General features: G+C 69.4%; 12 protein-coding genes and 4 pseudogenes. 10 read left to right on the top strand and 6 right to left on the bottom strand.

All coding sequences use genetic code 11. The features are described from left to right. The 4 genes and pseudogenes from E1288_RS44975 to E1288_RS44965 all read left to right on the top strand — a co-directional run. A partial coding sequence (locus tag E1288_RS44975) for an ATP-dependent Clp protease ATP-binding subunit (protein ID WP_132495305.1) occupies window positions 1–1,715 on the top strand: 1,715 nt, incomplete at its 5' end. A 451-nt stretch (window positions 1,716–2,166) separates the two neighbouring features. Continuing rightward, entirely contained in the window at window positions 2,167–2,628 is a 462-nt protein-coding gene (locus E1288_RS44970; protein WP_207954918.1) for an STAS domain-containing protein, read from the top strand. A gap of 269 nt (window positions 2,629–2,897) precedes the next feature. Next, window positions 2,898–3,176: pseudogene (locus E1288_RS50670) on the top strand (DUF4158 domain-containing protein); the annotation flags it as partial. Between the two features lie 156 nt (window positions 3,177–3,332). Then, window positions 3,333–5,104 (top strand): annotated as a pseudogene (locus E1288_RS44965) (Tn3 family transposase); the annotation flags it as partial. On the opposite strand, the gene E1288_RS44960 reads toward E1288_RS44965, so the two are convergent. The 3 genes from E1288_RS44960 to E1288_RS44950 all read right to left on the bottom strand — a co-directional run bounded on the left by E1288_RS44960 (window position 5,101) and on the right by E1288_RS44950 (window position 6,678). Then, entirely contained in the window at window positions 5,101–5,286 is a 186-nt protein-coding gene (locus E1288_RS44960) for a hypothetical protein (protein ID WP_030592962.1), read from the bottom strand. The pseudogene E1288_RS44965 and the gene E1288_RS44960 overlap by 4 nt on opposite strands. A gap of 422 nt (window positions 5,287–5,708) precedes the next feature. Then, a complete protein-coding gene (locus tag E1288_RS44955) occupies window positions 5,709–6,356 on the bottom strand; it encodes a dihydrofolate reductase family protein (protein ID WP_132495303.1) in 648 nt (215 codons plus the stop codon). Window positions 6,357–6,429: 73 nt separating this feature from the next. Further along, window positions 6,430–6,678, bottom strand: coding sequence for a hypothetical protein (locus E1288_RS44950; RefSeq protein ID WP_132495301.1), 249 nt, complete (start codon window positions 6,676–6,678; stop codon window positions 6,430–6,432). Window positions 6,679–6,872: 194 nt separating this feature from the next. On the opposite strand from E1288_RS44950, the gene E1288_RS47715 reads away from it, so the two are divergent. Beyond that, window positions 6,873–7,040, top strand: coding sequence for a hypothetical protein (locus tag E1288_RS47715; protein ID WP_165968621.1), 168 nt, complete (start codon window positions 6,873–6,875; stop codon window positions 7,038–7,040). A gap of 37 nt (window positions 7,041–7,077) precedes the next feature. Here E1288_RS47715 and E1288_RS44945 read toward each other — a convergent pair. Next, window positions 7,078–7,212: pseudogene (locus E1288_RS44945) on the bottom strand (transposase); the annotation flags it as partial. Here E1288_RS44945 and E1288_RS44940 point away from each other — a divergent pair. The 3 genes and pseudogenes from E1288_RS44940 to E1288_RS49560 all read left to right on the top strand — a co-directional run bounded on the left by E1288_RS44940 (window position 7,193) and on the right by E1288_RS49560 (window position 8,709). Then, on the top strand, window positions 7,193–7,525 hold the full coding sequence (locus E1288_RS44940; protein ID WP_165968618.1) for a hypothetical protein: 333 nt from the start codon (window positions 7,193–7,195) through the stop codon (window positions 7,523–7,525). The pseudogene E1288_RS44945 and the gene E1288_RS44940 sit on opposite strands and share 20 nt — an antisense overlap. Before the next feature lie 265 nt (window positions 7,526–7,790). Then, a pseudogene (locus tag E1288_RS50665) lies at window positions 7,791–8,123 on the top strand (recombinase family protein); the annotation flags it as partial. Between the two features lie 151 nt (window positions 8,124–8,274). Continuing rightward, a complete protein-coding gene (locus tag E1288_RS49560) occupies window positions 8,275–8,709 on the top strand; it encodes a hypothetical protein (RefSeq protein WP_235884261.1) in 435 nt (144 codons plus the stop codon). Between the two features lie 167 nt (window positions 8,710–8,876). Here the strand turns inward: E1288_RS49560 and E1288_RS44930 are convergent, their stop codons facing one another. Next, on the bottom strand, window positions 8,877–9,254 hold the full coding sequence (locus tag E1288_RS44930) for a hypothetical protein (RefSeq protein WP_132495295.1): 378 nt from the start codon (window positions 9,252–9,254) through the stop codon (window positions 8,877–8,879). A 59-nt stretch (window positions 9,255–9,313) separates the two neighbouring features. On the opposite strand from E1288_RS44930, the gene E1288_RS44925 reads away from it, so the two are divergent. Both E1288_RS44925 and E1288_RS47710 read left to right on the top strand, forming a co-directional pair. Further along, window positions 9,314–9,859 carry a DUF1697 domain-containing protein gene (locus E1288_RS44925; RefSeq protein WP_132495293.1) on the top strand — a complete coding sequence of 182 codons (546 nt, stop codon included), beginning with the start codon at window positions 9,314–9,316 and terminating at the stop codon, window positions 9,857–9,859. Between the two features lie 4 nt (window positions 9,860–9,863). Beyond that, entirely contained in the window at window positions 9,864–10,022 is a 159-nt protein-coding gene (locus E1288_RS47710) for a hypothetical protein (RefSeq protein ID WP_165968619.1), read from the top strand. Window positions 10,023–10,075: 53 nt separating this feature from the next. Here the strand turns inward: E1288_RS47710 and E1288_RS44920 are convergent. Next, window positions 10,076–10,735: aminoglycoside phosphotransferase family protein (locus E1288_RS44920; RefSeq protein WP_132495291.1), on the bottom strand; the 660-nt coding region annotated here is incomplete at its 5' end.

Raw genomic sequence — 10,735 nt, 5'->3', positions numbered from 1 at the left:
ACCCGGGGGTGGGCAAGACCGCGATCGTGGAGGGGCTGGCGCGGCGGATCGTCGAGGGCGCGGTGCCGTGGTCGTTGGCGGACATGCGGGTGGTGTCGCTGGACCTGGCGGGGATGGTGGCCGGGGCGAAGTACCGGGGTGAGTTCGAGCAGCGGTTCCGGGATGTGCTGGCGGAGATCCGGGCGCATCGGGAGGACGTGCTGGTGTTCATCGACGAGGTGCACAGCATCGTGGGGGCCGGTGCGGGCGAGGGTTCGATGGACGCGGGCACGATGCTCAAGCCGGCGTTGGCGCGCGGTGACGTGCGGTTGATCGGGGCGACGACCGTGGAGGAGTACCGGCGGCACGTGGAGAAGGATCCGGCGTTGGAGCGCCGGTTCGCGCCGATCATGGTGGGGGAGCCGTCGGTGGCCGAGACGGTGGTGGTGCTGGAGGGGTTGCGGGAGAAGTACCAGCGGCATCACCGGGTGCGCATCGATGATGGTGCGTTGTCGGCGGCGGCGGAGTTGTCGCAGCGCTACATCGCGGATCGGTTCTTGCCGGACAAGGCGGTGGATCTGCTGGACCAGGCGTGTTCGCGGGTGCGCTTGCGGCGCGGTGGTGAGGTGCGGGAGTCGGCGGTGTTCGAGCCGACGGTGGTCGCCGATGACGTGGCGGATGTGGTGGCGTCGCGGACCGGGATTCCGGTGGCGGACGTGAGTGCGCAGGACGTGCAGCGGTTGCTGGAGTTGGAGCAGCAGTTGCGGTCGCGGGTGGTCGGTCAGGATGCGGCGGTGGCGTCGGTGGCCGAGGCGGTGCGGCGGGCTCGGGCTGGTTTGGCGGATCCGGACCGGCCGATCGGGAGTTTCCTGTTCCTGGGGCCGACGGGTGTGGGCAAGACGGAGTTGGCGCGGGCGTTGGCGCACGCGTTGTTCGGTGATGCGCAGCGGTTGTTGCGGTTGGACATGGGGGAGTTCCAGGAGAAGCACACGGTGTCGCGGCTGGTGGGGGCGCCGCCGGGGTACGTGGGTTATGGCGAGGCCGGGCAGTTGACGGATCGGGTGCGGCGGCAGCCGTATTCGGTGGTGTTGCTGGATGAGGTGGAGAAGGCGCATCCGGATGTGTTCAACACGTTGCTGCAGGTGTTGGATGCGGGGCGGTTGACCGATTCGCAGGGGCGCTTGGTGGATTTCCGCAACGTGGTGGTGATCATGACCTCGAACATCGGGGCGGATCGGGTGCTGGATGCGGGGGCCGATGCCGGGGAGTCGGCGTTGGTGGTGTTGGAGGAGTTGCGGGCGTTCTTCCGTCCGGAGTTCATCAACCGGATCGATGACGTGGTGGTGTTCCGGCCGTTGGGGGCAGAGCAGTTGCGGCGGATCGCGTCGTTGTTGCTGGAGCGCACGGGCGCGCAGTTGGAGGCGAAGGGCGTCCGATTGGTGGTGGGTGACGCGGGCCTGGATTGGTTGGTGGAGCGGGGGTATCAGCCGGAGTTCGGGGCGCGGCCGTTGCGGCGGGTGATCGCGCGGGAGTTGGACAACCGGTTGGCGTCGATGGTGCTGGCGGGCACGGTGTCGGCCGGTGATCAGGTGTCGGTGGATGTCGTGGGTGGGGAGTTGTCGTTGTCGGTGACGTCGGGGTGGGAGCCGGTGTCGGGTGGTCGGCATGCGGCGCCGGTGGAGCGTGCCGAGGTGGAGGGTTCGCAGCCGGTTCGGCGGCACAGCGTGTTCGGGTGAGCGCGGTCAGCGGTGCAGCGTGGCGATCCAGGTGGTGAGGTCGCTGGGGCGGCGGAACCGGTGGGCGGCGGTTGGCGGCCCATTGCCGGATCCCGTGACGCCGTAGACGACGATGCGTCGGGCTGGGCCAGCCGGAATGGGCGTGAGCCTAGCTCGTTGCGGGTGCCGGAACGCCTTGTTCTGTGGTGACTCTGTGCGATTGGGTGGTGGTCGGCGGCGGGGCCGCGTGTCGCCCGGCTGGTCGGTATTTTGGCTCGTTGCAGCCTTGCTGCCACCTGATCGGGAGCGAATGTCACACGAACGTGGCGAGCCTTGTTCGGGTCGGGCGGCGGCTCCTACGGTGGGGGTGCGGTTGAGCAGCCGCCACGGCGTACCCCTTGCGTTGAGCGCAGCGGCGAGTTCCCGGTCCCGTGGCCAACCGAACCGTCGATACGCAACCAGGGGAGGTAGCGTGATCGTCTCCAGATCCGGGATGTCATCGGCCGCGTGGGTGGGCGTGGGCCACGAGATCGTTGCGCCGCGGGCGTCCGACGATCCGATCATCGGGCACTCGATGTGCACGTCGGCGTTGCGGCTGGCCGTGGAGTGGCCTGTGCCGGGTGTTGTGGTGGTGCGCATCGGTGGCGAGATCGATCTGGCCACGGTGCCCAGGCTCACGGAGTTGATCCGGCAGCGGCTGACGGCTGCTGCGTTGCACGCCATCGTGCTGGATGTTTCGGAGGTGTCGTTCGCCAGCAGTGCGGCGATCGAGTTGTTGTTGCACGCGCAGCGTCGTGCCGAGCACCGCCGGACCAGGTTGTTCGTGGTTCCTGGTCATGGTGCGGTGTTGCGGTTGTTGACGATCACTCGGTTGCGCGAGCGGTTCGTGTGCCGGGCTTCGGCGGCGGAGGCGGTTGCCGAGGCGCGTGGGTGACGCGCCTCGGCGGTGTCAGCCGTCGTTGGTGCGGGCGAGGTGGTCGGCGAGGGGTGCCCAGCCGCCGTCGGGGCGTAGGGGTCCCAGCTGCCGGGGTCATTGGACCAGTACCACCAGCGGGCGCCTGCCTTGTCGGCTTCGTTTCGGACGTCGTCGACGTAGTCCGGCCTCGGGGAACATCGGTACAGCCGTTGGCGCTGAGAACGATCATGGTCGGCTAGCACACCGGCTGGGGGCTCCGCTGGGTTCGGGGAAAGATCGCCGGGCCGGTGCCGGGGCTGGCTACGGTGCCGGTGGAGTTTCTGACTGATGAGCAGGCCGAGGCGTACGGGAAGTTCGCCGAGGAGCCGACCCGCCCCGAGCTGGAGCGGTTCTTCTTCCTGGACGACGTCGACCGCGATCTGATCGCGCTGCGACGCTCCACGCACCACCAGCTCGGCTTCGCGCTCCAGATGTGCACGGTGCGCTACATCGGCCGGTTCCTCCCGGACGACCCACTGGATGCGCCGTGGCCGGTGGTCGAGCACCTGGCCGTGCAGCTCGGCATCGAGGACCCGTCGGTGGTGAAGCGGTACACCGAGCGGCCGAAGACGGCGTACGAGCACGCGGTGGGCTGGCTGCGCCGCAACCGGGTGCTGCTGCCGGGGGTGAGCGTGCTGGCCCGGCAGGTGTCGGAGGTGCGGAAGGTCGCGGACAAACGACTGCACGCCACCGTCGCGGGAGCCGCCCGCCGCGCGGCCAACCCCGATCTGCCGCAGGGCGCGGTGGACCGGGACGCGTACGTGGTGTGCGTGCTGGAGCAGCTGCACCGGGCCCTGAACAACCGTGACGTGTTCGCCTCGCCCTCGCACCGCTCGCTGGTCCAACCCGCGCGCCCGTCTGCTGGACGGGCCCGACTGGGATGCGGTCGAGGAGGACGTACTGGCCGGGCTGAGCCTGGACATGCCCGTCGAGGAGCACCTGGCGGAGCTGGTGCGGGGCCTGGACGCCGGGTGGAAGCAGCTCGCCGAGCGGCTGGAGGAGGCGGGGCCGGCGGCGAAGGTCTCCATCGAGGTGCAGGACGACGGGCGGGTGAAGCTGAACGTCGACAAGCTCGGCGCGCTCGGCGAGCCGAAGTCCCTGACCTGGCTGCGCAAGCGGGTCGAGAAGATGCTCCCGAAGATCGATGCCGGATCTGCTGTTCGAGGTGAACGCCTGGACCGGTTTCCTCGACGCCTTCGTGCACCTCGGGGACGGCACGACCCGGATGAAGGACCTGTCCACCTCGGTGGTCGCGCTGCTGGTGTCGGAGGCGTGCAACATCGGCCTGGCCCCGGTGAATCCCGGCTACGAGGCCCTGACCCGGGCCCGGCTCGTGCACGTCGATCATTACTACCTGCGCGCCGACACCATCGCCGCGGCGAACGCCGCGCTGATCGCCGCCCAGGCCGAGGTGCCCATCGTGAAGTTCTGGGGCGAGGGCCTGCTCGCCTCGGTGGACGGGCTGCGGTTCGTCGTCCCGGTGCGCACGATCAGCGCGGCGCCGTCGCCGAAGTACTTCGGGTTCAAGCGGGGCATTACCTGGCTCAACGCCGTCAACGACCAGGTCGCGGGTATCGGGCAGATGGTCGTCCCGGGTACCCCGCGCGACTCGCTGCACATCCTGGACTCGCTGCACATCCTGGACGCGCTGCTGAACCTGGACGGCGGCGTGAAGCCGGAGATGGTGGCGACCGACAACGCCTCGTACTCCGACATGGTGTTCGGCCTGTTCAAGATCCTCGGCTACAACTTCAGCCCCTGGTTCCGCGACCTGGACGACCAGCGGTTCTGGCGGGCCACGATGCCCGGCGTCGAGACCGGCACCTACGGCGCACTGGAGGACCTGGCCCGCAACCGGGTGAACCTGAACAAGGTGATCACGCACTGGCCGGACATGCTGAAGGTCGCCGGTTCCCTGGTCACCAACCAGGTCCGCGCCTACGACCTGCTGCGCATGTTCGGCCGCGACGGGCGTCCGACCCCGCTGGGTGCGGCGTTCGCGGAGTACGGGCGGATCGCGAAGACCGAGCACCTGCTGCGGGTGGTCGACCCGGTGGACGACACTTACCGCCGTCAGATGAACCGGCACCTCACCGTGCAGGAGTCCCGCCACAAGCGGGCCAGGGACGTGTGCCAGCGCAAGCGCGGCACCATCCACCAGGCGTACCGCGATGGGATGGAGGACCAGCTCGGTGCGCTCGGCCTGGTCCTCAACGCCATCGTGCTGTGGACGACGAAGTACATCGACGCCGCCGTCGCTCAGCTTCGCGCCGAGGGCCACGAGATCCGCGAGGAGGACATCGCCCGGCTCTCCCCGCTCAAGCACCGCAACCTGAACCTGCTCGGCCGCTACAGCTTCACCGCCTCGACCCCGGCTGCCGGCGCCTGGCGCCCGCTGCGCGACCCGGACGCGCCGGAGCTGGACGAGGACGACGACGGGGGCGAGCCGGATTAGTCGTGGCCGACCAGGGCGGTGATGAGCTTGCGGGCCCTGGCTTTGGTCAGCCGCTTCGCGGCCGTCGCGCAGCGCTGCCGGGGAGCGCGCGGGGCGATGTCGCTGCCCTTGATCACCTTGGTGAACTCGGCGTCGAACCGCTCCTTGCCGACCTTCTCCGCGAGGGTGGTCAGGTACTTCACCGGCCTCGGGGACCATCGGTACAGCGGTTATCGGTGAGAACGATCATGATCGGCTCCCACACTGATCCACTCCGCCGCTGGGGTTCGCTGGAACACCGCCGGCGGTCGCGGTCCGCTCCCCGGAACCACGCCCGTGCGGGCCCGGCCCGCTACCCGTTCGCCTCCGTGTCGTTGGTGACGAAGTTGGCCATCATCTAAGTCCCTGTTTTTCTTGAGTGATGCACGGAGTTTGCGTCGTGCCCATGTCCATGCCGTGGTCGTTGGCCAGGGTAAGAGGACGTTATGGGGCTGTGGCCTCCACGGCGGCGCGCCGGTCTCCACCGGCCTCCACAACACCCGAGTCGCTCATCGACCCGGAGCATGCGGTGGCGCGGCTGCTGGAGACCGGCTCCGCGTTCGTGGACGCCTAAGTTCTCAGCGCGTCACTTCCGCCAGAACAGGTGGTGCACCACCCCGCTCGGGCTGGGGACCACGTCGAGGTGGAAGCGGTCGGTCAGCTCGTCCGGGGACTCCCACAGGCGGGCACCGGAGCCGAGCGTGATCGATGGGGACACCACCACGTGCAAGGTGTCCACCAGGTCCGCCTCCAGGAAGACGCGGATGGTCGTGGCGCCGCCACCGACGCGGACGTCCTTGCCCTGGGCCGCCTCCTTCGCCCCCTCCAGGACCTTGGCGGGGTCGTCGTCGACGAAATGGAAGGTTGTGTCCGACAAGGTGAAGGACGGGCGGGTGTGGTGGGTCATGACGAAGACCGGGGTGTGGAAGGGGGGCTCGTCGCCCCACCAGCCCTGCCACTCCTCGTTCTCCCAGGGGCCGCGCTGCGGGCCGAACTTGTTGCGGCCCATGATCTCGGCGCCGATGTTGTGGTCGTAGTCGCGGATGAAGTAGTCGTCCAGTCCGCGGCTGCCGCCCGGCTCCGTCCGCATCTTCCAGCTGGCCGTGGTGCCGGCCCAGCTCATCAAGCTCATCGGATCGGCGTGGCCGAAGGGCCGCTCCAGGGTCTGCCCCTCGCCCGCGCCGAATCCGTCGCTCGAGACGGTGAAGTTCTGGACCCGCAGCAACTGCGTCATGGTGCTACCTGCTCCCGTTCGGTGATCTCTGATCATCGCTGTCGGAAGGGTAGACCCGCGGGCCCGGAAAAAGTCATCGCAGCCGTGCCCGTAGCACCTCCGCGATCTCGTCCATCCGCTCCGGCTGGGTCAGATCCTGATGCAGGCAGTCGATGTCGTGGTTCTCCAGCGTGCCGCCGATGTACGGCGCCCACGCCTTCCGCGTCAGCCAGTCCTCGTCCCGGGGCGCGGCCGCCGTGAAGAACAGCGCGTCGCCGTCGAAGACCCGTGTCTCGTGCTCGCGCATCAGGCGGGCGTTGTCCGACAATATCCAGAACCGCACGCAATGTCCGCTGGGAAAGACCCGCCAGCGCGCTGCCCTCGCGGCGCAGCGTCGCCAGCACGTCCGTCGTCGTCAGACCGTCCTCCAGGTCGGTGAGCCTCGCCCGGACCTGCTGAAGCTGGCGTTCGAGGTACTCCTCAATCGTGCGGAGCTGCGCGGCGTCGTGGAGATCAGCAGATGGTCGGGCGGCAGGGGTGCCGGGCCGCATCGTGCTGATGGAGCGGCCCGGTGCGGGCGGCTATGTGCAGGAGGGCCTCGACGAAGAGGCGAAGGTTGCCCGGCTGCGGTGGGTGGCCGAACGCAACTCGACGGTGGTGACCGTTGCGGTGCTCAAGGCCGTGGGCCTCATTCCGTCGCCGTGAACGACGCTGAGCAGGGCGGCGGCTGAGGGTGAGGGCTGACCATCACCATCACGGGCAGGCCCTTGGTGTCCACCGCTATGTGGCGCTTGCGCCCGTTGATCTTTTTCGCTTCGTCCCAGCCCCTGCTGTCCTTGCCCACGGTCTCCGCGCCTTTGACGGACTGCGAGTCGACGATCATCGTGACGGGGAAGGGGCAGCGGACCAGGTTGGTACGGACCGGGAAGTTCTCGCTCCGCGCCACATCCTCTGAGCTGTACATGGGCTACGAGGGGGAGCCGGAAGAGCACATGGGGGTCGGGCTGTTCTCTGACCGCCGCGAATGGGTAACCATCGACCACGGCGGTTACAGGAACTTCGGTGTCCCCACCACCAGCGGCAGCGATCAGCCGCTGGTGGTGAGAGTCTCCACGATGGCCGTCGTGCCGCTCATCCTGATCCTGTCTCGCGACCGCAGCCTTTACTTGGCCTTGGAGCCCGTCGAGTAACCGCCAAGTGATGCGGGGCTGCAGCAGCGGCGGCCGGTGCCCCGCAGCAACCGTTAACCGGTCGGCGGGCCAGGCTCTACTCCGCCACTCGCATGAGCCTGGCCCTGCCTGTCGTCAAACGCGTTTGACGACAGGCGACTGACGCGTCCAATGAATCCGCGCAATCCGGGAGTTCGCGACGGCTCGAATCCAATCAGATCCGATGGTGATTGCTGACAGGGTTTGACAGATAGGGTCCGATCCTCCGTACGGAAGGGGCCCCCGAGTGGCGAACCTGGTCTACAAGCGGGTCTCGACCGACCAGCAGTCGACCGCCCGGCAGAACCTCGTCCTGGACGAGGCCGGGATCGAGGACCTGGTCGTCTTCGAGGAGGACCCGGGGACCTCCAGCCGCCTCCACCCGCTCCAGCGGCCGAAGTTCCGCGAACTGCTGAACTACGCGCGGCCGGGCGACACCGTGCACATCTCCGAGATGTTCCGCCTCGTACGCGGGACCGGGCACATCCTCGACGTGCTCGACGTCCTCCACCGCGACCAGGTCGCCCTGCGCATCCACGACGGCGCGTTCTCCGCGATGGACCTCACCGCCCGCCACCCGCGCACCGGCGAGCTGCTCTCCACCGTGAAGTTCATGGTGCAGACCCTCCGCCGCCGCCGGCGAACTCCAGCGCGACCTCCAGCGCGAGCTGACCTACGACGGACTGCGCGCCGCCGAGGCCAAGGGCAGCAAGGGCGGACGCCGCCCCGCCGTGGCGGCCGCGAAGACCAGCGACGTGCGCAGCGCGTACCTGGAGGGCCGGTCCATCGCCGCCCTCGCGCGCGACCACGGCGTCAGCCGCGGCGCGATCCGCACCGCCGTCGCCGATCTCCTGCCCGAGCACACGGCCGGCGAGGAGGACGTCCCTGCCCCGGAACAGCCGGTCACACTCGACATGCCGGGCAAGGTCGCCGACTTCCTCCGCTCGGCCGACCTGGAGCCCGCCGAGCGGGCCGCGCTTGACCAGGGGGCAGCCGTTCGGCGAGGCCAGGGCTACACCCTGCGCGTGACCGCTGTCCCCGCCGTGCACCGTCAGCTCCTCGACCGCTGCCAGCCGCTCGACGGCGGCCAGGGCCTCCCGGCAATCCCGGCTCAGCGCAAGGCCCGCCGCGAGTACGAGAACCGGGTCGGCACGCTCACGCCCTGACCATGATCGTTCTCAGCGCCAACCGCTGTACCGATGTTCCCCGAGGCCGTAGTCGAGGGCGCCGGGTCTGGTGGCGTCGAGGCCGAATTCGCCGATGATCAGCGGTGCGCCGAGGCGGCGTGCTGTGGGTAGCGGTAGCCGCCCCAAAATGTGAAGACCTTTCGCGATTAGCTGGACTGCTGCCCGGCCTGGAACGACACCGCCCGCGCCGTGTTCACCCGCGCGTTGAGGTCGGCGACCACCACCGGCGAGTTCACCGGGATCTGCGTGAAGTGCAGCAGCCGCGGCCCCTGCACCCCGACCTGCACCCAGCCCTCGGTGCGTTCCTCCTTGGCCAGCAGGAACAACAGCCCCAGGAAGCAGAAGAAGATGAACAGCACGCACAGCACGATCGCCCACGCCGGGATCGTGCGGCTCATATCGGTGAACGTCCACGCCACCTCACCCACCGGTGCCGTTCCCGAGGGCGTCATGACCTCTGTCTGGGTGCACACGATGTCCCCGATCGTGACGACCGGAAGCGGGGCTGAGAAAGGGACGACCATGGGTGATCATCTTAGGAGCAGGCCGTCCTGACCCGCCGGAGGATGGCACGATTCCCGCCGTGCACACCTACATCGCACTGCTGCGCGCCGTGAACCTCGCCGGCCGCGGCCGCGTCGCCATGGCCGACCTCCGCGACCTGGTCACCGCGGCCGGGCACGGTGACGTCGCGACGTACCTGCAAAGCGGCAACGTCGTCTTCACCTCCGATCGCACCGACCCCGAGGCGCTGTCGGCGGACCTGCGGCAGCGGCTGGCCGGCGAACTCGGCGTGGACACCCAGGTCCTGGTGCGCACCGGCACCGAGATCACCGGCATCGCCGCGCACCACCCGTTCCGGGAAGCGCAGCCCGACCACGCCAAGCTGCACGTCGCGTTCCTGGCCGCCGAACCCGACCCCGGCCGGGCCGCGCAACTGACCGTGCCCGACGGCGCGCCCGAAGAACTCCACCTGGCCGGACGCGAGGTCTACCTGCACTACCCGGCCGGAGCGGGCCGCAGCAGGCTCACCGCCGCCTACCTGGAGAAGTGGCTCGGGGTCGGCGTCACCGCCCGCAACTGGAAGACGGTCACCGCACTGGCCGGACTCGCCCGGCAGCGGGCCTGAACAGGTGTGGCCCTACACGCGGGTGCGGCTGGTCCTGCGCGAACGCCTCACCGAGCCGGGCGAGGACGCCCCGTACGGGCGCAACGCCGTCCGCACCCTGACCTGGGCGGTCGGCCGGTTCCGCGAAATCGCGGACCTGACCGGCGCGGAAACCCGGCGCTGAACCCCGCTCGACCGGCTGTCCACAGTGGCCGGAACGCCGGTCCGCCCGGGTGATCACGGTCCCCAGTCGATCAGCGCCTCCGCCACGGCGACCTGCACGTCGTTGAGCTCGGTTTCGCCGTCCTCGATGTCCCACAGGCAGTTCTGCAGCACCCGCCCCAGCGTCCAGCCCGCCGCGCGCTGCCGATTCAGGCCCAGCACCTCGATCATCGCCTCGAAGCGCCGCCGCACCGCCGCAGCCACGTCGCCGGTGGCCACCACGTCGTCCCACCGGTTGTGCAACGCCGGCATCAGTTCGAAGCACGGGTCACCGGCCAGCGGCTGCGGGTCGATGGCCAGCCACGGTTCCCGTTGCGCCGCAAGCACGTTGTCGTAATGCAGGTCCCAGTGCAGCAGCCGGTCGCCCGCCTCGCCGCGCAACTCCTCGACCGCGCCCGCGCAGTGCACCAGCAGCCGCCGTTGCGCCGGATCGGACAGCCGCGCGTACGCCTCGGGAGCGTCGGTGAGCATCGCGGCCGCGATGTCCGACAGCCGCCGCACGCCCGGCGGCGCGGGCACCGCGCTCAACCGTGCCAGCAGCCCGGCCAGGATCCGCGCCGCCGCCACATCATCGTCCACACTGGACAACGAGGTGGTCGCGAGCCTCTCCAGCAGCATGCTGCCCGAATCCGGATCGTGCTCCAGCAGCCGCACCGCGCCCCGCCCGCCCAGGCC

Origin of the sequence: Saccharopolyspora elongata, from assembly GCF_004348985.1 — a bacterium.
GTDB classification, from domain to species: Bacteria; Actinomycetota; Actinomycetes; order Mycobacteriales; family Pseudonocardiaceae; genus Saccharopolyspora; species Saccharopolyspora elongata.
Note: the sequence above shows the minus strand (reverse complement) of the source record. Positions and strands in the feature narration are given on the sequence as shown.